General features: G+C 73.3%; 20 protein-coding genes. 10 read left to right on the forward strand and 10 right to left on the reverse strand.

Annotation, left to right across the window (positions count from 1 at the left end; all coding sequences use genetic code 11):
• Nucleotides 1–10: 10 nt before the first annotated feature.
• Together chvE (E4P40_RS17940) and E4P40_RS17945 are read right to left on the reverse strand one after the other, a co-directional pair.
• Complete coding sequence (gene chvE / locus E4P40_RS17940; RefSeq protein ID WP_135159885.1) at nt 11–1,162, reverse strand: multiple monosaccharide ABC transporter substrate-binding protein; 1,152 nt, start codon at nt 1,160–1,162, stop codon at nt 11–13.
• Nucleotides 1,163–1,393: 231 nt separating this feature from the next.
• On the reverse strand, nt 1,394–2,326 hold the full coding sequence (locus E4P40_RS17945; protein ID WP_135159886.1) for a DUF5926 family protein: 933 nt from the start codon (nt 2,324–2,326) through the stop codon (nt 1,394–1,396).
• Nucleotides 2,327–2,381: 55 nt separating this feature from the next.
• Between E4P40_RS17945 and E4P40_RS17950 the strand changes: the two genes are divergently transcribed.
• The 3 genes from E4P40_RS17950 (at nt 2,382) to E4P40_RS17960 (ending at nt 6,002) form a co-directional block, all read left to right on the forward strand.
• Nucleotides 2,382–3,578: a cytochrome P450 gene (locus E4P40_RS17950; RefSeq protein WP_135159887.1), complete on the forward strand. Its 1,197-nt coding sequence runs from the start codon at nt 2,382–2,384 to the stop codon at nt 3,576–3,578.
• On the forward strand, nt 3,575–4,321 hold the full coding sequence (locus E4P40_RS17955) for a DNA alkylation repair protein (RefSeq protein WP_209305393.1): 747 nt from the start codon (nt 3,575–3,577) through the stop codon (nt 4,319–4,321). The genes E4P40_RS17950 and E4P40_RS17955 overlap by 4 nt, the downstream gene beginning before the upstream one ends.
• Nucleotides 4,322–4,385: 64 nt before the next feature.
• On the forward strand, nt 4,386–6,002 hold the full coding sequence (locus E4P40_RS17960) for a long-chain fatty acid--CoA ligase (RefSeq protein ID WP_135159888.1): 1,617 nt from the start codon (nt 4,386–4,388) through the stop codon (nt 6,000–6,002).
• 63 nt (nt 6,003–6,065) lie between these two features.
• On the opposite strand, the gene E4P40_RS17965 is transcribed toward E4P40_RS17960, so the two are convergent.
• Nucleotides 6,066–6,395 (reverse strand): rhodanese-like domain-containing protein, encoded by a 330-nt coding sequence (locus tag E4P40_RS17965; protein ID WP_245160418.1) that lies wholly within the window; start codon nt 6,393–6,395, stop codon nt 6,066–6,068.
• A 58-nt stretch (nt 6,396–6,453) separates the two neighbouring features.
• On the opposite strand from E4P40_RS17965, the gene E4P40_RS17970 reads away from it, so the two are divergent.
• Genes E4P40_RS17970 through E4P40_RS17980 form a run of 3 tightly spaced genes read left to right on the forward strand, consistent with a single transcriptional unit; the run spans nt 6,454 to nt 9,237 of the window.
• The gene (locus tag E4P40_RS17970; RefSeq protein WP_135159889.1) at nt 6,454–6,966 is read left to right on the forward strand and encodes a PH domain-containing protein; all 513 of its coding nucleotides are present in this window, start codon (nt 6,454–6,456) and stop codon (nt 6,964–6,966) included.
• Nucleotides 6,963–8,420 (forward strand): PH domain-containing protein, encoded by a 1,458-nt coding sequence (locus E4P40_RS17975; protein WP_135159890.1) that lies wholly within the window; start codon nt 6,963–6,965, stop codon nt 8,418–8,420. Before E4P40_RS17970 ends, E4P40_RS17975 begins: the two co-directional genes overlap by 4 nt.
• A 58-nt stretch (nt 8,421–8,478) precedes the next feature.
• Complete coding sequence (locus E4P40_RS17980; protein WP_135159891.1) at nt 8,479–9,237, forward strand: VOC family protein; 759 nt, start codon at nt 8,479–8,481, stop codon at nt 9,235–9,237.
• Here the strand turns inward: E4P40_RS17980 and E4P40_RS28175 are convergent.
• Complete coding sequence (locus E4P40_RS28175; protein WP_167762281.1) at nt 9,218–10,267, reverse strand: glutamate mutase L; 1,050 nt, start codon at nt 10,265–10,267, stop codon at nt 9,218–9,220. The two genes, E4P40_RS17980 and E4P40_RS28175, sit on opposite strands and share 20 nt — an antisense overlap.
• Here E4P40_RS28175 and E4P40_RS28180 point away from each other — a divergent pair.
• The gene (locus E4P40_RS28180) at nt 10,226–11,473 is read left to right on the forward strand and encodes a glutamate mutase L (RefSeq protein WP_167762282.1); all 1,248 of its coding nucleotides are present in this window, start codon (nt 10,226–10,228) and stop codon (nt 11,471–11,473) included. The genes E4P40_RS28175 and E4P40_RS28180 overlap by 42 nt on opposite strands.
• On the opposite strand, the gene E4P40_RS17995 is transcribed toward E4P40_RS28180, so the two are convergent.
• Genes E4P40_RS17995 through E4P40_RS18005 form a run of 3 tightly spaced genes read right to left on the reverse strand, consistent with a single transcriptional unit; the run spans nt 11,454 to nt 14,237 of the window.
• Nucleotides 11,454–12,212, reverse strand: coding sequence for a VOC family protein (locus E4P40_RS17995; protein ID WP_135159891.1), 759 nt, complete (start codon nt 12,210–12,212; stop codon nt 11,454–11,456). The two genes, E4P40_RS28180 and E4P40_RS17995, sit on opposite strands and share 20 nt — an antisense overlap.
• Nucleotides 12,213–12,270: 58 nt before the next feature.
• Nucleotides 12,271–13,728 carry a PH domain-containing protein gene (locus E4P40_RS18000; protein WP_135159890.1) on the reverse strand — a complete coding sequence of 486 codons (1,458 nt, stop codon included), beginning with the start codon at nt 13,726–13,728 and terminating at the stop codon, nt 12,271–12,273.
• On the reverse strand, nt 13,725–14,237 hold the full coding sequence (locus E4P40_RS18005; RefSeq protein ID WP_135159889.1) for a PH domain-containing protein: 513 nt from the start codon (nt 14,235–14,237) through the stop codon (nt 13,725–13,727). The genes E4P40_RS18000 and E4P40_RS18005 overlap by 4 nt, the downstream gene beginning before the upstream one ends.
• Nucleotides 14,238–14,295: 58 nt before the next feature.
• On the opposite strand from E4P40_RS18005, the gene E4P40_RS18010 reads away from it, so the two are divergent.
• A complete protein-coding gene (locus E4P40_RS18010; protein WP_245160418.1) occupies nt 14,296–14,625 on the forward strand; it encodes a rhodanese-like domain-containing protein in 330 nt (109 codons plus the stop codon).
• A gap of 63 nt (nt 14,626–14,688) precedes the next feature.
• Here E4P40_RS18010 and E4P40_RS18015 read toward each other — a convergent pair whose 3' ends face one another.
• From E4P40_RS18015 to E4P40_RS18025, 3 genes are all read right to left on the reverse strand, one after another.
• The gene (locus E4P40_RS18015; protein ID WP_135159888.1) at nt 14,689–16,305 is read right to left on the reverse strand and encodes a long-chain fatty acid--CoA ligase; all 1,617 of its coding nucleotides are present in this window, start codon (nt 16,303–16,305) and stop codon (nt 14,689–14,691) included.
• A gap of 64 nt (nt 16,306–16,369) precedes the next feature.
• On the reverse strand, nt 16,370–17,116 hold the full coding sequence (locus tag E4P40_RS18020) for a DNA alkylation repair protein (protein ID WP_209305393.1): 747 nt from the start codon (nt 17,114–17,116) through the stop codon (nt 16,370–16,372).
• Nucleotides 17,113–18,309: a cytochrome P450 gene (locus tag E4P40_RS18025; RefSeq protein ID WP_135159887.1), complete on the reverse strand. Its 1,197-nt coding sequence runs from the start codon at nt 18,307–18,309 to the stop codon at nt 17,113–17,115. The genes E4P40_RS18020 and E4P40_RS18025 overlap by 4 nt, the downstream gene beginning before the upstream one ends.
• A gap of 55 nt (nt 18,310–18,364) precedes the next feature.
• Between E4P40_RS18025 and E4P40_RS18030 the strand changes: the two genes are divergently transcribed.
• Both E4P40_RS18030 and chvE (E4P40_RS18035) read left to right on the forward strand, forming a co-directional pair.
• Entirely contained in the window at nt 18,365–19,297 is a 933-nt protein-coding gene (locus E4P40_RS18030) for a DUF5926 family protein (protein ID WP_135159886.1), read from the forward strand.
• Nucleotides 19,298–19,528: 231 nt separating this feature from the next.
• The gene (chvE, locus tag E4P40_RS18035; protein WP_135159885.1) at nt 19,529–20,680 is read left to right on the forward strand and encodes a multiple monosaccharide ABC transporter substrate-binding protein; all 1,152 of its coding nucleotides are present in this window, start codon (nt 19,529–19,531) and stop codon (nt 20,678–20,680) included.
• Nucleotides 20,681–20,690 lie beyond the last annotated feature (10 nt).

The following is a 20,690-nucleotide window of genomic DNA, read 5'->3' on the forward strand; positions in this document are numbered from 1 at the left end:
GGCCGGTGAGTCAGTCGGCCTGTCCGGAGGCGACCTCGTCGGCCGTCCAGTACTCCGAGTCGATCAGGACCGACTGGATGTCGTCGGTGAAGACCGTCTCGACGGGCAGCAGGTAGGACGGGACGACCTTGACGCCGTTGTCGTAGGACTCGGTGTCGTTGGCCTCCGGCTCGTTGCCCTCGAGGAACGCCTGGGCAGCGATGACGGCCTGCTCGGCCAGCAGTCGGGTGTCCTTGAAGATCGTCGAGCTCTGGACGCCGTCGGCGATGAGCTTGACCGAGGCGATCTCGGCGTCCTGGCCGGTCACGATGGGCATCGGGTTGGCGGCGTCGATCGTCGGGCCGTAGCCGGCGTTCTGCAGCGCGGTGATGATGCCGCGGGACAGGCCGTCGTAGGGCGACAGGACGCCGTTGACCTTGGAGCCGTCGTTGTAGCTGGAGGTGAGGAGGTCCTCCATGCGCTTCTGCGCCGTCTCCTGCTGCCAGCGCAGCGTGGCGACCTGCTCGATGTCGGTCTGGCCCGACTTCACGACCAGGGTGCCGTCGTCGATCTTGGGCTGGAGGACCGACATGGCGCCGTCGAAGAAGAAGAAGGCGTTGTTGTCGTCCAGCGAACCGGCGAACAGCTCGATGTTGAACGGACCCGTGGCGGTGCCGTCGGGGGCGTCGTCGTTGGCGATGCCGAGGCCGGTCAGGAGCGCGTTGCCCTGCGCCACCCCGACCTTGAAGTTGTCGAAGCTGACGTAGAAGTCGACGTTCTCGCTGTCGCGGATGAGCCGGTCGTAGGAGATGACCGGGATGCCGGCGTCGGCCGCGGCCTGCAGCTGGCTGCTCAGCGCGGTGCCGTCGATGGCGGCGATGATCAGAGCGTCGGCGCCCTGCGTGATCATCTGGTCGACCTGCTGGGACTGGGTCGGGATGTCGTCGCCGGCGAACTGCAGGTCGACGGTGTACCCCTCGGCCTCCAGCTGCTCCTTGACGGCGTCGCCGTCGGCGATCCAGCGCTCCGAGGTCTGGGTCGGCATCGAGACACCGATCGACTGCTCCTCGTCGGAACCGCCGCCGCCCGAACCGGAGCCGCTGCCGGCGCCCTCTCCACCACAGGCCGCCAGCGTCAGCGCCAGAACGGCACTGGCGGCGGTCAAGCCGAGCTTCCTGCTCACGTTTGATCTCCTCTTCGAGACATCTGCCGCCACTCGACCCGGTCGACCCGGCGCAGGCTCGCGGCTGTGCGAGCGCCCCAATGTGAGCGCTAACAAGGCACCGCGTCAAGGCCTCGTCGCCCATTCGACGTCACGGTCGCGTAACGCTCCCGTCACCTCCGTGTGCACACGGCTGCATGCCGTGGCGCCACGCCTCCACCGCCCGCGATCAGGGGCGAAGAGACCGATCCGTCAGCGCAGGGTGACCTGCCGCGACAGCAGCCCGGCACGGGTGCGGCGCTCGTCGGCGTTCAGCGGCCCGGTGACCGACAGGGCCTGCTCCAGGCGGGTCTGGAACTCCGTCGCCGGGGTCACCCAGTCCTCGGCGGGGGTGTCGGCCGGCAGATCCCACACCGGGACGACGAGACCGAGGGCGCGGAACGCGCCGGCGTACCGGGTGCCCTCGCCGAGGAGCAGCTGGTCGGAGGCGCCGAGCCTGGCCAGCGCGTCGAGCAGGGCCTCCTCCGGCTCGGGGCGCACCCACCGCAGGTGTGCCCGCTCGTTGCCGGGCCGAACCCAGTAGGCGGCCTCGAGCCCGGGCAGCCGCACGGTGGGCAGGATGGCCTGGTTCGCCTGCTCCAGCCCGGCGTGCGCCGCCGGACCGGCGTCGGTGCCCTCGAGCCAGAAGCCGTAGTCGTCGTGGACGGTCACCTCGAACGGCGCGCTCAGGTCGAGCAGCTCCTGCAGCCGCGGGCCGGACGAACCCGCGGCACCGATCGGCCCGGGGTCGACCGGCGCGCCCGCGGGGGCCTCGAGGGCGGCGGCCAGCGCCGTCCCGAGGTCGCGGCTCACGTCGTCGGACGACGTCTGCAGCTGGACGCCGAGCACGATCTCGCCGTTGGCCCGGACCAGCGCCGGGGTCCCGCCGGGCAGCACGCTGGCCAGGGTGACGTCGCGCCCGTCCGCCGTCCGCAGGGCAGCGGTCGCCGCCGGCACCAGCTCCCGCAGCGCCACCCAGTCGGCCTCGCCGGGCAGGCCCTCGAAGGGCCGGGTGACCGGCGGGGCATAACCGGAGCCGTGGCAGTGCTTGTAGCGGCGTCCGGAGCCGCAGGGGCACGGCGCCTTCGGGTTGATCCCCTCCGGCGCGTCGGCGGTCGGGGCGGAGGAGCGCTTGCGGGACGACATGCTCTGCAGCGTATGTGGGTCCTCCCGCTGTCTTCGACCGCCATAGGCTCCGGCCGTGGCCGCCGTTCTCCTCGATCTCGCCGACCCGGCCGTCGTCGCGGACCCCTATCCCGCCTTCGCGCACGCGCGCGAGGTCGCCCCCGTGCAGTGGCACGAGGGCCTGGGCCTGTGGCTGGCGTTCACGCACGCCGAGTCGAACGCGGTGCTGCGCGACCGGAGGTTGGGCCGGATCTGGAAGGACAAGGACCCGGCCGAGCGCTTCGAGAGCTTCAACCTCATCCATCGCAACGCGATCCTGGAGATGGAGCCGCCGAACCACACCCGCCTGCGGCGGCTGATCAGCACGGCGTTCGCCCGCGGTCACGTGGAGCGGCTGCGGCCGTGGGTGGAGGAACTGGCAAGGCGGCTGGTCGACGAGCTGCTCGAGGAGTCCGCGGGCAGCCGTCCGGTCGACCTGCTGACCATGGCCGAGCAGCTGCCGGTGGCCGTGATCGCCGAGCTGCTCGGGGTGCCCGAGGCCGACCGGCCGCTGCTGCGGCCGTGGTCGAACGCGATCGTGAAGATGTACGAGTACGACCGCACCCGCGAGCGGGAGGAGGCGGCCGAGCGGGCGGCGGACGAGTTCGTCACCTACCTGCGGGGGCTGGCCGCCGACCGCCGCCGGAACCCGGGCGACGACCTGGTCAGCTCCCTGGTGGAGATCCGCGACGCGGAGGGTGACCGGCTGACGGAGGACGAGCTGGTCACCACCTGCATCCTGCTGCTCAATGCCGGCCACGAGGCGACGGTCAACGTCACCGGGAACGGCACGCTGGCGCTGCTGCGCCACCCCGGCGAGCTGGCCCGCCTGCGGGCGGACCGGTCGCTGCTGCCGACCGCGATCGAGGAGCTGATGCGGTTCGACTCGCCGCTGCAGCTGTTCGAACGCACGGCCACCGGGGACGTCGAGGTCGGGGGCGTCGTCGTCGAGGAGGGCCAGAAGATCGCGGCACTGCTCGGGTCGGCCAACCACGACCCCGCGGCGTTCGACCGGCCGGAGGTGCTCGACCTCGGCCGCTCGGACAACCCGCACATCTCCTTCGGCGCCGGGGTGCACTTCTGCATCGGGGCACCGCTGGCGCGGGTGGAGCTGCAGGCCGCTTTCGGTGCCCTGCTCGACCGGACGTCGTCCCTCGAGCTGGGCGGGGAGCCGGTCCGCCGTCCGGAATTCGTCATCCGCGGCCTCGCGGAGCTGCCCGTCGTCCTCACGTGACCGCCGACGAGGTCATCGCCGGTCTGCGGGCGCTCGCGGACCCCTCCCGGCTGCCGGGCATGGCCCGCTACGGCATCGGCACCGGGACCGCCCTCGGTGTGACGGTCACCGAACTGCGCGGCGTGGCGAGGGGGATCGGCCGCGACCACGAGCTCGCGGGCGGGCTCTGGGACAGCGGGATCCACGAGGCGCGGATCCTCGCCTCGCTGGTGGACGACCCGGCGCTCGTCGACGACGCCCAGTTCGAGCGCTGGGGGGCCGGCTTCGACTCCTGGGACCTGTGCGACCAGGTCTGCCAGAACCTCTTCCGGTACGCCCCGGCCGCCTGGACCAAGGCCACCGAGTGGACGACGCGGCCCGAGCCCTTCGTCAAGCGGGCCGGCTTCACGCTGATGGCCGGCCTGGCCGTGGCGGAGAAGAGGGCGGACGACGAGCGGTTCGCCGCCCTGCTCGGCCCGCTCGCCGCCGGCGCGGACGACGACCGGCCGCTGGTGCGCAAGGGCGCCAGCTGGGCCCTGCGCGCGATCGGGAAGCGGAGCCGGGACCTCAACCGGCGGGCGATCGAGACCGCGGAGGAACTCCGTGCGCGCGGCGGAGGGGCCCGGTGGGTCGGCACCGACGCGATGCGCGAGCTGAGCAGTCCCGCCGTGCAGGCCCGGCTCGGCAGTCGGGGCGGCGCAGCTCCGTCCCAGCTCACCCGGTGGGGTCCTGGCTCACCGTCGACACCGAGCCAGGACCCCTGATGATCAGGTGACCTGATCATCATCCCGCCTGGAAGGTGAGCCGGGTCACTGGCAGGATCCGGCCATGCGCGGCCTCATGCAGGACAGCCCACTGACCGTCGACGCGATCTTCCGCCACGTCGAGCAGCACTACGGCGACGGCACGATCGTGACCAACAACCCCAGCGGGATCACCCGCGCGACCTACGCGGAGTGGGCGCAACGCACCCGCAGGCTCGGCGGCGTCCTGGACGCGCTCGGGATCAGCGGCGACGGCCGTGTGGGCACGTTCGGCTGGAACAGCCAGCGGCACCTCGAGCTGTACTTCGCCGCGCCGTGCACCGGCCGCGTGCTGCACACGCTCAACGTGCGCCTGTTCCCCGAGCAGCTGACCTACATCGCCAACCACGCCGAGGACGAGGTCATCTTCGTCGACCGCAGCGTGCTCGGGATCCTGTGGCCGCTGATCGACACGATGACGACCGTCAAGCAGGTCGTGATCATGGACGACGGCGGCGACGCCGAGATCCCCGACGACGCCCGGGTGCTGGACTACGAGACGCTGCTCGCCGACGCCGAGCCGGTGGACTTCCACGTCACCGACGAGAACCTGGCCGCCTCCATGTGCTACACGAGCGGCACCACCGGCAACCCGAAGGGCGTCGTCTACTCCCACCGGTCGACGTTCCTGCACACGATGGGCGTCATGCAGCCCAACGCCTTCGGGCTGGGCGTCCGCGACGTCGCGATGCCCGTCGTCCCGATGTTCCACGCCAATGCCTGGGGCATCGCGCAGGCCGCGCCGGCAGCGGGCTCCTCACTGGTCATGCCCGGCGCGATGATGCAGCCGGAGAACCTGGCCACGCTGATCGTCGAGGAGGGCGTCACCTTCACCGCCGGCGTCCCGACCATCTGGCAGGGCGTGCTCCCCCACCTCGCCGGCCAGCCGCACCAGCTGCGCGACATCGGCTGCGGCGGCTCGGCGGTGCCCAAGGCGCTGAGCGAGGCCTACCGCGAGCAGGTCGGCATCCCCATCCTGCAGGCGTGGGGCATGACCGAGACCCACCCGGTGGCGTCCTCCGGCGTGCTGCCCAAGCGGTTCCAGGACGCCGACGACGAGACGAAGGCGACCCAGCGTGCCCGCGCCGGGATCCCGTTCCTGGGCGTGGAGGCCCGCATCGTCGACGCCGACACCCTCCAGGCGCAGCCCTGGGACGACACCGCCACCGGCGAGCTGCAGGTGCGGGGCCCGTGGTGCGCGAAGGACTACTACAACCCCGACGCCGGCGTGGAGCTCACCACCGAGGACGGCTGGATGAAGACCGGCGACGTCGCGGCGATGGACGCCTACGGCTCGATCCGGATCGCCGACCGCACCAAGGACCTCATCAAGTCCGGCGGCGAGTGGATCAGCTCGGTGGACCTGGAGAACGCGATCATGAGCCACCCGGCGGTGAAGGAGGCCGCCGTCGTCGGCATCCCGCACCCCAAGTGGGACGAGCGCCCGCTGGCCGCCGTCGTCCTCAAGGAGGGCGAGACCGCGACGGCGGAGGAGATCCTCGACCACATCCGGCCGCTGGTGGCCAAGTGGTGGATGCCCGACGCCGTGGAGTTCATCGACGAGGTGCCCAAGACCAGCGTCGGCAAGTTCTCCAAGAAGGACCTGCGCGCCACGTTCGCGGAGTACCAACTCCCCAGCTAGCAGCCAGAATCGCGGTTTCGGCACCTGTCCGGAGGTGCCGAAACCGCCATTTCGGCTCTCGGGTCAGCGGACGAAGGGCTCCTGGCCGGTCTCGCTGACCATCGGCTTGCCGGCGGCCTGCCAGTCGCCCATGCCGCCGGCGACGTTGACCGCGTCGTAGCCGTTCTGGTTGAGCCAGGCGGCCACCCGCGCCGACCGGCCGCCACCGCGGCAGGTCACGTAGAGCACGTCGGCCTCCGGTACCTCGTCGAGCCGCGAGGGGACGTCGCCCATCGGGATGTGGGTCGCGCCCTCGATGTGGCCGTGCACCCACTCGTCGTCCTCACGGACGTCGAGGACCACGGCATCCTCGGGGATCTGGTCGACGGACACGGTCGGGACCTGCTGCGGCATCACGCGCTCCATCGTGGCACGCGCGGGCCGGGAGGCGGTCACTGCGAGGATGAGCGGGATGACCACCGCCCCTGCCCCAGTGCGCGAGCCGGCCTGGCAGCTCTCCCGGTCCGCGATCGGCCTGTGGGTGACCGGAGCCGTCATCGAGTCGCTGGTCATGGCGGCCGCCACCGCCGCGTTCCTGCTGTTCGTCCCGGCCGACGTCGGCGGCCCGGTCCCCGCGCTGCGCTGGCTCGTGCCGATCACCGTCGCGATCGAGGCGGTGGTGATCATCGCCCTGCGTCCCCGGCTGCGGTACCGGGTGCACCGGTGGGAGATCACCGACGAGGCGGTCTACACGCAGACGGGCTGGCTCACCCGCACCTGGACGCTGGTGCCGATCTCCCGCATCCAGACCGTCGACGTCACCCGCGGGCTCTTCCAGCAGCTGTTCGGGCTGTCCACGGTCGCCGTCCTCACCGCCTCGTCGCAGGGAACCGTGCGCATCTGGCACCTGGAGGCCGACGTCGCGCAGCGGGTCGCCGACGACCTCGCGCACCGGGCCGAACAGGTCCGCGACCAGGCGACGTGAACCCCGAGCTCGACGGCCGGCGCACCTCGCCGCTGGTCGTCCTCGTGCACACGGTCACGTTCCGCCAGGCACGGCGGTTCGTACCCGCGGTCATCCCCCTGGTGGCGGCCACCGGGTTCGGCGGCGGGACGACGACCGTCGTCGCCCTCGTCGTCGGCGTCACCCTGCTGTCGCTGGGCACCGCGGCCCTGTCCTGGTGGCGGTTCCGCTACGCCGACGGCCCGACCTCCGTCGTCGTCGCGCGCGGCCTCGTCTCGCGGTCCGTGCGCACCGTGCCCAACGACCGGATCCGCGGGGTGGAGGTCGAGGCACCGCCGCTGCACCGGCTGTTCGGGCTGGTCCGGGTGCGCATCGACGCCGCTGCCGGGTCCGCGGGCAAGGACGAGGAGGTGCTCGTCGACGGCGTCTCCCGCGCCGAGGGCGACCGGCTGCGCACCGCCGTCCTCACCCACCGCGCGACCACCGTCCCGGCTGCGGACGGCGAACCGGCGCCACCCCCCGCGGAGGAGGAGTTCGGCCGCTTCGACAACCGCTGGCTGCTCTACGCGCCTCTCGTCGGCGGTTACCTCGCCGTCCCCCTGGCGGCCGTGGGGGCGCTGTTCCGCCTGCTCGACGAGCTGCCGCGCCGGTTCCAGCCGGACCTCGACGGGCCCGACCTCTCCGCCGGCGGCATCGCGGTCGTCCTGCTCGGAGTGGGGTTCCTCCTGCTGCTCGTCGTCGGTTCGGTCGTCGGCGCCGCCGTCGTCAACTGGGGCTTCCGCCTGGTCCGCCGGGGCGGCTCGCTCGTCGCCACCCGTGGACTGCTCACCCGCCGGCACACGGAACTGGAGATCGACCGGATCCGCGGCTGGACGCTGACGGAGGGCCTCGGCATGCGCTGGGTGCGGGCCGCCCGGCTGAGCGCGCTGGTCACCGGCCTCGGCGACGCCACCCGGCGGGGGCAGCTGCTGCCGCTCGGCCCGCGCGCGGAGGCGGAGACTCTCGGGCGGCGGCTCGTCGAGGACCCCCGCCCGCTCACGGCGCACCCCCTCGCCGCCCGCCGCCGACGGATCGTGCGGGCCGTCGTCGGCGGCCTGGTGGTCGCCGGGGCCGGTGGCGTCGCTACGGCGACCCTGGGCTGGTGGTGGGTGCTGGCACTGGGCGTCGCGCTGACCGTGCTCGGCGTCCCCATCGGGCTCGGCCGGTACGCCGCGCTCGGCCACGCGACCGGTCCCGGGTCCTTCACGGTGCGCAGCGGCTGGCTGGTGCGCGAACAGGCCGTGCTGCAGCGCCGCGCGGTGGTGGGCTGGCAGGTCCGGCAGTCGTTCTTCCAGCGCCGGGCCGGGCTCGCGACCGTGCTGGCCTGCGTCGGCGCCGGACGCGGGGGCTACTCCGCCATCGACCTCGCGGCCGACGAGGTCGCCGGCTTCACCGCCGCGGCGTCCGGGGACTGGGCGGGCACCTTCCGGTCCTGACCTGGCGATCGGCGTCGGTGGCCGGCGGTATCTTCCGGTCCCGCTGAGAGGAGTCGCCATGGACGTCGACACCAACCAACCGCTCGGGACGCCGACCTGGATCGACCTGGGGGTGCCCGACCTCGACCGGGCCCTGGACTTCTACGGCGCGGTCTTCGGCTGGGAGTTCTCGATCGGCCCGGAGGAGTACGGGCGGTACACGACCTGCCTGCTCCGCGGCCGCCGGGTCGCCGCGATCGCACCCACCACCGATGAGTCGGCGGGCCGTTTCTGGAACGTCTACCTCGCGACGCCCGACTGCGACGCCACCACCGAGCGCACCCGGCGGGCCGGCGGCACCGTGCTCGCCGAGCCGGACGACGTGATGACCCAGGGACGCATGGCCCTCGTCCGCGACCCCGTGGGGGCTCAGTTCGGGCTGTGGCAGGGGCGCGACCACATCGGCTGCCAGGTGGTCGACGAACCCGGGTCCCTCGTGCGCAACGACCTGGTCACGCCCGATCCCGAACCGGCGCGGGCGTTCTACGCGGCCGTCTTCGACTTCAGCCTCGACCGCAACGACGACATGCCGGAGGCGAACTTCACCTTCCTCCGCCGTCCCGACGGGCACGAGGTCGGCGGCATCATGGGCACGCCGGGCGGTGCGTCGGCATGGAGCACCACGTTCGAGGTGGCCGGCACCGACGAGGTCGTGCGCCGGGCCGTCCACGCCGGGGGCAGCTGCGACGGGGCGACCGACTTCCTGTACGGCCGGCTGGCCACGATCACCGATCCCTTCGGCGCCGAGTTCGCGGTGATCACCCGACCCGAGGGGTGACCAGACCTCGCGCGAGCGCCGCGGCCGCGTCCGGGTGGTCGGCGGCCAGCAGCCCCACGGCCGCGAGGACGTACTGCCGGTCGACGACCACCGGGGTGCCGTCGAGGATGCTGCCGGCCCCGCCGGCGTCGGCCGCCACGCGCGCGACCACCCCCGCCACGGCGGCCGGCGTCGCGTGCCGGAACACCCCGCCCGAGAGCACCACGAGCCCCGCCGACCGGGCGCTGGCCCCGCCGGGCCCGTAGCCGGCCTCGGCCCGCAGGTGCCGGCGGAGGGCGATCGTCGCCGCGGCACCGCCCAGCTCCAGCGGCTCGTCCCCCGGCACGGGCAGGCCCTCGGCCGCGGCCGCCGTCCGGAGCGCGTCGAAGCTCCACGAGACCCCGAGATCGCCCTCGACGGTCCGCCGCCGGGCGGGCACCCCGACGGCCTCGCGGCCGAGCGTCGCCTGCTCCGCGTCGGGATCGGGGACGCAGTAGACGTCGGTGGTGGCCCCGCCGACGTCCAGGACGACGACGGAGACGCGGTCGGGGGCCAGCTCCCGGGCCAGCACGGTGACCCCCTCCAGGACGGCGTCCGGCGTCACGGCCCGCACCCACGCGCGCAGCCGGGGATCGGTCGAGAGCCGGTCGCCGCCGATGACGTGCTCGAGGAAGACCCCGCGGATCGCCGTCCGGGCCGACTCCGGCGCCAGCCGGCCGATGTCGGGCAGCACGTTGTCCGCCTCGGTGACCGGGAGCCCACCGCCGCGCAGCACCGCGGCGACCTCCTCGCGCACCGCCGCGTTGCCGGCCAGCACGACCGGGACGGACCAGTCCGCTCCCGCGAGCGTCGCCGCGTTGGCCCGCAGCACCGATGCCTCACCGCCGTCCGTGCCGCCGACCAGCAGGACGACGTCGGGCGCGCAGCTGCGCAGTGCGGTCAGGGCCGCCTCGTCCAGCACGCCGGCCGCGACGTGGACCACCCGGGCGCCGGCCGACAGCGCGGCCCGGTGCCCGGCCTCGGCGCTGATCAGCTCCTCGTAGCCGACCACCGCCAGCCGCAGCCCGCCACCGGCGCGCTGCTGGCCACGGCGCAGTCCCCGACCACCCTCGACGACGTCGTCACCGGCGTGCTGGCCGCGACGGCGGAGTTCCCCGACGCACCGGTTCTCGCCTGTTCCAGCGCCGGCGGCGGGCTGCGGCTGGCGGTGGTCGGCTACGAGGAGCTGATCAGCGCCGAGGCCGGGCACCGGGCCGCGCTGTCGGCCGGCGCCCGGGTGGTCCACGTCGCGGCCGGCGTGCTGGACGAGGCGGCCCTGACCGCACTGCGCAGCTGCGCGCCCGACGTCGTCCTGCTGGTCGGCGGCACGGACGGCGGTGAGGCATCGGTGCTGCGGGCCAACGCGGCGACGCTCGCGGGAGCGGACTGGTCCGTCCCGGTCGTGCTGGCCGGCAACGCGGCGGTGCGCGAGGAGGTCGCCGCGGTGCTGCGCGGCGGTGGGCTCCCGGTCACCGAGGCGGACAACGTGCTGCCCGACATCGGCCGGCTGGCGCCGGAGTCGGCCCGGACGGCGATCCGCGGGGTCTTCCTCGAGCACGTCATCGGCGGCGACCGGCTCTCGACCGATCCCCGGCTGCGCGCGTGGGTGCGGGCCGTGACGCCGGACGCCGTCCTGGAGGGGGTCACCGTGCTGGCCCGGGAGCTGGCCCCCGACCGCGTCTCCGTCGTCGTCCTGGACGTCGGCGGGGCCACCACCGACGTCTACTGCGTCCCCGATCCCGACGCGGAGCAGGCGACGCTCGGCCGCGAGGCCGTCGGGGTGCCCGCCCGGCGGCGGACCGTCGAGGGCGATCTCGGGGTCTCGTGGAGCTTCGACGCGCTCCGGACGGCGGCCGCGGCCGAGGGCCTGCCCGTGCCGGGGGACGAGCCGCTGGAGCTGGGCGGTGCCGCGGCGACGATCGCCCTCCGCCGGCACCTGCGGGCCGAGGCCGGCTACGGGCCCGGCGGGGCCAGCGCCCGGTCGGCGGGGCTCGTGGTGCTCTCGGGCGGGGTGTTCCGGCACGCGACGCCGGCCGCCGTGGCGGGGGTGGTCGCGCGCGTGGCGGCCGACGCCGGCGGGGCCGGCAGCATCCTCGACGGCACCCCGGTGGTCGTCGACCGGCAGTACGTCCTCGCGGCCGTGGGGCTGCTGGCCGCCGACCACCCGGACGCGGCCGCGGCGCTCGCGCGAGGTCTGGTCACCCCTCGGGTCGGGTGATCACCGCGAACTCGGCGCCGAAGGGATCGGTGATCGTGGCCAGCCGGCCGTACAGGAAGTCGGTCGCCCCGTCGCAGCTGCCCCCGGCGTGGACGGCCCGGCGCACGACCTCGTCGGTGCCGGCCACCTCGAACGTGGTGCTCCATGCCGACGCACCGCCCGGCGTGCCCATGATGCCGCCGACCTCGTGCCCGTCGGGACGGCGGAGGAAGGTGAAGTTCGCCTCCGGCATGTCGTCGTTGCGGTCGAGGCTGAAGTCGAAGACGGCCGCGTAGAACGCCCGCGCCGGTTCGGGATCGGGCGTGACCAGGTCGTTGCGCACGAGGGACCCGGGTTCGTCGACCACCTGGCAGCCGATGTGGTCGCGCCCCTGCCACAGCCCGAACTGAGCCCCCACGGGGTCGCGGACGAGGGCCATGCGTCCCTGGGTCATCACGTCGTCCGGCTCGGCGAGCACGGTGCCGCCGGCCCGCCGGGTGCGCTCGGTGGTGGCGTCGCAGTCGGGCGTCGCGAGGTAGACGTTCCAGAAACGGCCCGCCGACTCATCGGTGGTGGGTGCGATCGCGGCGACCCGGCGGCCGCGGAGCAGGCAGGTCGTGTACCGCCCGTACTCCTCCGGGCCGATCGAGAACTCCCAGCCGAAGACCGCGCCGTAGAAGTCCAGGGCCCGGTCGAGGTCGGGCACCCCCAGGTCGATCCAGGTCGGCGTCCCGAGCGGTTGGTTGGTGTCGACGTCCATGGCGACTCCTCTCAGCGGGACCGGAAGATACCGCCGGCCACCGACGCCGATCGCCAGGTCAGGACCGGAAGGTGCCCGCCCAGTCCCCGGACGCCGCGGCGGTGAAGCCGGCGACCTCGTCGGCCGCGAGGTCGATGGCGGAGTAGCCCCCGCGTCCGGCGCCGACGCAGGCCAGCACGGTCGCGAGCCCGGCCCGGCGCTGGAAGAACGACTGCCGGACCTGCCAGCCCACCACCGCGCGGCGCTGCAGCACGGCCTGTTCGCGCACCAGCCAGCCGCTGCGCACCGTGAAGGACCCGGGACCGGTCGCGTGGCCGAGCGCGGCGTACCGGCCGAGCCCGATGGGGACGCCGAGCACGGTCAGCGCGACGCCCAGTGCCAGCACCCACCACCAGCCCAGGGTCGCCGTAGCGACGCCACCGGCCCCGGCGACCACCAGGCCGCCGACGACGGCCCGCACGATCCGTCGGCGGCGGGCGGCGAGGGGGTGCGCCGTGAGCGGGCGGGGGTCCTCGACGAGCCGCCGCCCGAGAGTCTCCGCCTCCGCGCGCGGGCCGAGCGGCAGCAGCTGCCCCCGCCGGGTGGCGTCGCCGAGGCCGGTGACCAGCGCGCTCAGCCGGGCGGCCCGCACCCAGCGCATGCCGAGGCCCTCCGTCAGCGTCCAGCCGCGGATCCGGTCGATCTCCAGTTCCGTGTGCCGGCGGGTGAGCAGTCCACGGGTGGCGACGAGCGAGCCGCCCCGGCGGACCAGGCGGAAGCCCCAGTTGACGACGGCGGCGCCGACGACCGAACCGACGACGAGCAGCAGGAGGAACCCCACTCCGAGCAGGACGACCGCGATGCCGCCGGCGGAGAGGTCGGGCCCGTCGAGGTCCGGCTGGAACCGGCGCGGCAGCTCGTCGAGCAGGCGGAACAGCGCCCCCACGGCCGCCAGGGGGACGGCGAGGTAACCGCCGACGAGAGGCGCGTAGAGCAGCCAGCGGTTGTCGAAGCGGCCGAACTCCTCCTCCGCGGGGGGTGGCGCCGGTTCGCCGTCCGCAGCCGGGACGGTGGTCGCGCGGTGGGTGAGGACGGCGGTGCGCAGCCGGTCGCCCTCGGCGCGGGAGACGCCGTCGACGAGCACCTCCTCGTCCTTGCCCGCGGACCCGGCAGCGGCGTCGATGCGCACCCGGACCAGCCCGAACAGCCGGTGCAGCGGCGGTGCCTCGACCTCCACCCCGCGGATCCGGTCGTTGGGCACGGTGCGCACGGACCGCGAGACGAGGCCGCGCGCGACGACGACGGAGGTCGGGCCGTCGGCGTAGCGGAACCGCCACCAGGACAGGGCCGCGGTGCCCAGCGACAGCAGGGTGACGCCGACGACGAGGGCGACGACGGTCGTCGTCCCGCCGCCGAACCCGGTGGCCGCCACCAGGGGGATGACCGCGGGTACGAACCGCCGTGCCTGGCGGAACGTGACCGTGTGCACGAGGACGACCAGCGGCGAGGTGCGCCGGCCGTCGAGCTCGGGGTTCACGTCGCCTGGTCGCGGACCTGTTCGGCCCGGTGCGCGAGGTCGTCGGCGACCCGCTGCGCGACGTCGGCCTCCAGGTGCCAGATGCGCACGGTTCCCTGCGACGAGGCGGTGAGGACGGCGACCGTGGACAGCCCGAACAGCTGCTGGAAGAGCCCGCGGGTGACGTCGACGGTCTGGATGCGGGAGATCGGCACCAGCGTCCAGGTGCGGGTGAGCCAGCCCGTCTGCGTGTAGACCGCCTCGTCGGTGATCTCCCACCGGTGCACCCGGTACCGCAGCCGGGGACGCAGGGCGATGATCACCACCGCCTCGATCGCGACGGTGATCGGCACGAGCCAGCGCAGCGCGGGGACCGGGCCGCCGACGTCGGCCGGGACGAACAGCAGGAACGCGGCGGTGGCGGCCGCCATGACCAGCGACTCGATGACGGCTCCGGTCACCCACAGGCCGATCGCGGACCGGGAGAGCTGCCAGGCCGGCTCGCGCACTGGGGCAGGGGCGGTGGTCATCCCGCTCATCCTCGCAGTGACCGCCTCCCGGCCCGCGCGTGCCACGATGGAGCGCGTGATGCCGCAGCAGGTCCCGACCGTGTCCGTCGACCAGATCCCCGAGGATGCCGTGGTCCTCGACGTCCGTGAGGACGACGAGTGGGTGCACGGCCACATCGAGGGCGCGACCCACATCCCGATGGGCGACGTCCCCTCGCGGCTCGACGAGGTACCGGAGGCCGACGTGCTCTACGTGACCTGCCGCGGTGGCGGCCGGTCGGCGCGGGTGGCCGCCTGGCTCAACCAGAACGGCTACGACGCGGTCAACGTCGCCGGCGGCATGGGCGACTGGCAGGCCGCCGGCAAGCCGATGGTCAGCGAGACCGGCCAGGAGCCCTTCGTCCGCTGACCCGAGAGCCGAAATGGCGGTTTCGGCACCTCCGGACAGGTGCCGAAACCGCGATTCTGGCTGCTAGCTGGGGAGTTGGTACTCCGCGAACGTGGCGCGCAGGTCCTTCTTGGAGAACTTGCCGACGCTGGTCTTGGGCACCTCGTCGATGAACTCCACGGCGTCGGGCATCCACCACTTGGCCACCAGCGGCCGGATGTGGTCGAGGATCTCCTCCGCCGTCGCGGTCTCGCCCTCCTTGAGGACGACGGCGGCCAGCGGGCGCTCGTCCCACTTGGGGTGCGGGATGCCGACGACGGCGGCCTCCTTCACCGCCGGGTGGCTCATGATCGCGTTCTCCAGGTCCACCGAGCTGATCCACTCGCCGCCGGACTTGATGAGGTCCTTGGTGCGGTCGGCGATCCGGATCGAGCCGTAGGCGTCCATCGCCGCGACGTCGCCGGTCTTCATCCAGCCGTCCTCGGTGGTGAGCTCCACGCCGGCGTCGGGGTTGTAGTAGTCCTTCGCGCACCACGGGCCCCGCACCTGCAGCTCGCCGGTGGCGGTGTCGTCCCAGGGCTGCGCCTGGAGGGTGTCGGCGTCGACGATGCGGGCCTCCACGCCCAGGAACGGGATCCCGGCGCGGGCACGCTGGGTCGCCTTCGTCTCGTCGTCGGCGTCCTGGAACCGCTTGGGCAGCACGCCGGAGGACGCCACCGGGTGGGTCTCGGTCATGCCCCACGCCTGCAGGATGGGGATGCCGACCTGCTCGCGGTAGGCCTCGCTCAGCGCCTTGGGCACCGCCGAGCCGCCGCAGCCGATGTCGCGCAGCTGGTGCGGCTGGCCGGCGAGGTGGGGGAGCACGCCCTGCCAGATGGTCGGGACGCCGGCGGTGAAGGTGACGCCCTCCTCGACGATCAGCGTGGCCAGGTTCTCCGGCTGCATCATCGCGCCGGGCATGACCAGTGAGGAGCCCGCTGCCGGCGCGGCCTGCGCGATGCCCCAGGCATTGGCGTGGAACATCGGGACGACGGGCATCGCGACGTCGCGGACGCCCAGCCCGAAGGCGTTGGGCTGCATGACGCCCATCGTGTGCAGGAACGTCGACCGGTGGGAGTAGACGACGCCCTTCGGGTTGCCGGTGGTGCCGCTCGTGTAGCACATGGAGGCGGCCAGGTTCTCGTCGGTGACGTGGAAGTCCACCGGCTCGGCGTCGGCGAGCAGCGTCTCGTAGTCCAGCACCCGGGCGTCGTCGGGGATCTCGGCGTCGCCGCCGTCGTCCATGATCACGACCTGCTTGACGGTCGTCATCGTGTCGATCAGCGGCCACAGGATCCCGAGCACGCTGCGGTCGACGAAGATGACCTCGTCCTCGGCGTGGTTGGCGATGTAGGTCAGCTGCTCGGGGAACAGGCGCACGTTGAGCGTGTGCAGCACGCGGCCGGTGCACGGCGCGGCGAAGTACAGCTCGAGGTGCCGCTGGCTGTTCCAGCCGAACGTGCCCACACGGCCGTCGCCGCTGATCCCGAGCGCGTCCAGGACGCCGCCGAGCCTGCGGGTGCGTTGCGCCCACTCCGCGTAGGTCGCGCGGGTGATCCCGCTGGGGTTGTTGGTCACGATCGTGCCGTCGCCGTAGTGCTGCTCGACGTGGCGGAAGATCGCGTCGACGGTCAGTGGGCTGTCCTGCATGAGGCCGCGCATGGCCGGATCCTGCCAGTGACCCGGCTCACCTTCCAGGCGGGATGATGATCAGGTCACCTGATCATCAGGGGTCCTGGCTCGGTGTCGACGGTGAGCCAGGACCCCACCGGGTGAGCTGGGACGGAGCTGCGCCGCCCCGACTGCCGAGCCGGGCCTGCACGGCGGGACTGCTCAGCTCGCGCATCGCGTCGGTGCCGACCCACCGGGCCCCTCCGCCGCGCGCACGGAGTTCCTCCGCGGTCTCGATCGCCCGCCGGTTGAGGTCCCGGCTCCGCTTCCCGATCGCGCGCAGGGCCCAGCTGGCGCCCTTGCGCACCAGCGGCCGGTCGTCGTCCGCGCCGGCGGCGAGCGGGCCGAGCAGGGCGGCGAACCGCTCGTCGTCCGCCCTCTTCTCCGCCACGGCCAGGCCGGCCATCAGCGTGAAGCCGGCCCGCTTGACGAAGGGCTCGGGCCGCGTCGTCCACTCGGTGGCCTTGGTCCAGGCGGCCGGGGCGTACCGGAAGAGGTTCTGGCAGACCTGGTCGCACAGGTCCCAGGAGTCGAAGCCGGCCCCCCAGCGCTCGAACTGGGCGTCGTCGACGAGCGCCGGGTCGTCCACCAGCGAGGCGAGGATCCGCGCCTCGTGGATCCCGCTGTCCCAGAGCCCGCCCGCGAGCTCGTGGTCGCGGCCGATCCCCCTCGCCACGCCGCGCAGTTCGGTGACCGTCACACCGAGGGCGGTCCCGGTGCCGATGCCGTAGCGGGCCATGCCCGGCAGCCGGGAGGGGTCCGCGAGCGCCCGCAGACCGGCGATGACCTCGTCGGCGGTCACGTGAGGACGACGGGCAGCTCCGCGAGGCCGCGGATGACGAATTCCGGACGGCGGACCGGCTCCCCGCCCAGCTCGAGGGACGACGTCCGGTCGAGCAGGGCACCGAAAGCGGCCTGCAGCTCCACCCGCGCCAGCGGTGCCCCGATGCAGAAGTGCACCCCGGCGCCGAAGGAGATGTGCGGGTTGTCCGAGCGGCCGAGGTCGAGCACCTCCGGCCGGTCGAACGCCGCGGGGTCGTGGTTGGCCGACCCGAGCAGTGCCGCGATCTTCTGGCCCTCCTCGACGACGACGCCCCCGACCTCGACGTCCCCGGTGGCCGTGCGTTCGAACAGCTGCAGCGGCGAGTCGAACCGCATCAGCTCCTCGATCGCGGTCGGCAGCAGCGACCGGTCCGCCCGCAGGCGGGCCAGCTCGCCGGGGTGGCGCAGCAGCGCCAGCGTGCCGTTCCCGGTGACGTTGACCGTCGCCTCGTGGCCGGCATTGAGCAGCAGGATGCAGGTGGTGACCAGCTCGTCCTCCGTCAGCCGGTCACCCTCCGCGTCGCGGATCTCCACCAGGGAGCTGACCAGGTCGTCGCCCGGGTTCCGGCGGCGGTCGGCGGCCAGCCCCCGCAGGTAGGTGACGAACTCGTCCGCCGCCCGCTCGGCCGCCTCCTCCCGCTCGCGGGTGCGGTCGTACTCGTACATCTTCACGATCGCGTTCGACCACGGCCGCAGCAGCGGCCGGTCGGCCTCGGGCACCCCGAGCAGCTCGGCGATCACGGCCACCGGCAGCTGCTCGGCCATGGTCAGCAGGTCGACCGGACGGCTGCCCGCGGACTCCTCGAGCAGCTCGTCGACCAGCCGCCTTGCCAGTTCCTCCACCCACGGCCGCAGCCGCTCCACGTGACCGCGGGCGAACGCCGTGCTGATCAGCCGCCGCAGGCGGGTGTGGTTCGGCGGCTCCATCTCCAGGATCGCGTTGCGATGGATGAGGTTGAAGCTCTCGAAGCGCTCGGCCGGGTCCTTGTCCTTCCAGATCCGGCCCAACCTCCGGTCGCGCAGCACCGCGTTCGACTCGGCGTGCGTGAACGCCAGCCACAGGCCCAGGCCCTCGTGCCACTGCACGGGGGCGACCTCGCGCGCGTGCGCGAAGGCGGGATAGGGGTCCGCGACGACGGCCGGGTCGGCGAGATCGAGGAGAACGGCGGCCACGGCCGGAGCCTATGGCGGTCGAAGACAGCGGGAGGACCCACATACGCTGCAGAGCATGTCGTCCCGCAAGCGCTCCTCCGCCCCGACCGCCGACGCGCCGGAGGGGATCAACCCGAAGGCGCCGTGCCCCTGCGGCTCCGGACGCCGCTACAAGCACTGCCACGGCTCCGGTTATGCCCCGCCGGTCACCCGGCCCTTCGAGGGCCTGCCCGGCGAGGCCGACTGGGTGGCGCTGCGGGAGCTGGTGCCGGCGGCGACCGCTGCCCTGCGGACGGCGGACGGGCGCGACGTCACCCTGGCCAGCGTGCTGCCCGGCGGGACCCCGGCGCTGGTCCGGGCCAACGGCGAGATCGTGCTCGGCGTCCAGCTGCAGACGTCGTCCGACGACGTGAGCCGCGACCTCGGGACGGCGCTGGCCGCCGCCCTCGAGGCCCCCGCGGGCGCGCCGGTCGACCCCGGGCCGATCGGTGCCGCGGGTTCGTCCGGCCCGCGGCTGCAGGAGCTGCTCGACCTGAGCGCGCCGTTCGAGGTGACCGTCCACGACGACTACGGCTTCTGGCTCGAGGGCACCGACGCCGGTCCGGCGGCGCACGCCGGGCTGGAGCAGGCGAACCAGGCCATCCTGCCCACCGTGCGGCTGCCCGGGCTCGAGGCCGCCTACTGGGTTCGGCCCGGCAACGAGCGGGCACACCTGCGGTGGGTGCGCCCCGAGCCGGAGGAGGCCCTGCTCGACGCGCTGGCCAGGCTCGGCGCCTCCGACCAGCTGCTCCTCGGCGAGGGCACCCGGTACGCCGGCGCGTTCCGCGCCCTCGGTCTCGTCGTCCCGGTGTGGGATCTGCCGGCCGACACCCCCGCCGAGGACTGGGTGACCCCGGCGACGGAGTTCCAGACCCGCCTGGAGCAGGCCCTGTCGGTCACCGGGCCGCTGAACGCCGACGAGCGCCGCACCCGTGCCGGGCTGCTGTCGCGGCAGGTCACCCTGCGCTGACGGATCGGTCTCTTCGCCCCTGATCGCGGGCGGTGGAGGCGTGGCGCCACGGCATGCAGCCGTGTGCACACGGAGGTGACGGGAGCGTTACGCGACCGTGACGTCGAATGGGCGACGAGGCCTTGACGCGGTGCCTTGTTAGCGCTCACATTGGGGCGCTCGCACAGCCGCGAGCCTGCGCCGGGTCGACCGGGTCGAGTGGCGGCAGATGTCTCGAAGAGGAGATCAAACGTGAGCAGGAAGCTCGGCTTGACCGCCGCCAGTGCCGTTCTGGCGCTGACGCTGGCGGCCTGTGGTGGAGAGGGCGCCGGCAGCGGCTCCGGTTCGGGCGGCGGCGGTTCCGACGAGGAGCAGTCGATCGGTGTCTCGATGCCGACCCAGACCTCGGAGCGCTGGATCGCCGACGGCGACGCCGTCAAGGAGCAGCTGGAGGCCGAGGGGTACACCGTCGACCTGCAGTTCGCCGGCGACGACATCCCGACCCAGTCCCAGCAGGTCGACCAGATGATCACGCAGGGCGCCGACGCTCTGATCATCGCCGCCATCGACGGCACCGCGCTGAGCAGCCAGCTGCAGGCCGCGGCCGACGCCGGCATCCCGGTCATCTCCTACGACCGGCTCATCCGCGACAGCGAGAACGTCGACTTCTACGTCAGCTTCGACAACTTCAAGGTCGGGGTGGCGCAGGGCAACGCGCTCCTGACCGGCCTCGGCATCGCCAACGACGACGCCCCCGACGGCACCGCCACGGGTCCGTTCAACATCGAGCTGTTCGCCGGTTCGCTGGACGACAACAACGCCTTCTTCTTCTTCGACGGCGCCATGTCGGTCCTCCAGCCCAAGATCGACGACGGCACCCTGGTCGTGAAGTCGGGCCAGACCGACATCGAGCAGGTCGCCACGCTGCGCTGGCAGCAGGAGACGGCGCAGAAGCGCATGGAGGACCTCCTCACCTCCAGCTACAACGACGGCTCCAAGGTCAACGGCGTCCTGTCGCCCTACGACGGCCTGTCCCGCGGCATCATCACCGCGCTGCAGAACGCCGGCTACGGCCCGACGATCGACGCCGCCAACCCGATGCCCATCGTGACCGGCCAGGACGCCGAGATCGCCTCGGTCAAGCTCATCGCCGACGGCGTCCAGAGCTCGACGATCTTCAAGGACACCCGACTGCTGGCCGAGCAGGCCGTCATCGCTGCCCAGGCGTTCCTCGAGGGCAACGAGCCGGAGGCCAACGACACCGAGTCCTACGACAACGGCGTCAAGGTCGTCCCGTCCTACCTGCTGCCCGTCGAGACGGTCTTCACCGACGACATCCAGTCGGTCCTGATCGACTCGGAGTACTGGACGGCCGACGAGGTCGCCTCCGGACAGGCCGACTGACTCACCGGCC

The organism is Blastococcus sp. CT_GayMR20 (assembly GCF_004570345.1).

Coding starts and splice junctions, on each gene's coding strand:
- E4P40_RS17970 (WP_135159889.1), top strand. CDS start 6,454: ATGACCACCGCCCCTGCCCCAGTGCGCGAGCCGGCCTGGCAGCTCTCC.
- E4P40_RS18005 (WP_135159889.1), bottom strand. CDS start 14,237: ATGACCACCGCCCCTGCCCCAGTGCGCGAGCCGGCCTGGCAGCTCTCC.
- E4P40_RS18010 (WP_245160418.1), top strand. CDS start 14,296: ATGCCGCAGCAGGTCCCGACCGTGTCCGTCGACCAGATCCCCGAGGAT.
- E4P40_RS17960 (WP_135159888.1), top strand. CDS start 4,386: ATGCGCGGCCTCATGCAGGACAGCCCACTGACCGTCGACGCGATCTTC.
- E4P40_RS17980 (WP_135159891.1), top strand. CDS start 8,479: ATGGACGTCGACACCAACCAACCGCTCGGGACGCCGACCTGGATCGAC.
- E4P40_RS18015 (WP_135159888.1), bottom strand. CDS start 16,305: ATGCGCGGCCTCATGCAGGACAGCCCACTGACCGTCGACGCGATCTTC.
- E4P40_RS18030 (WP_135159886.1), top strand. CDS start 18,365: ATGTCGTCCCGCAAGCGCTCCTCCGCCCCGACCGCCGACGCGCCGGAG.
- E4P40_RS17965 (WP_245160418.1), bottom strand. CDS start 6,395: ATGCCGCAGCAGGTCCCGACCGTGTCCGTCGACCAGATCCCCGAGGAT.
- E4P40_RS17995 (WP_135159891.1), bottom strand. CDS start 12,212: ATGGACGTCGACACCAACCAACCGCTCGGGACGCCGACCTGGATCGAC.
- E4P40_RS17945 (WP_135159886.1), bottom strand. CDS start 2,326: ATGTCGTCCCGCAAGCGCTCCTCCGCCCCGACCGCCGACGCGCCGGAG.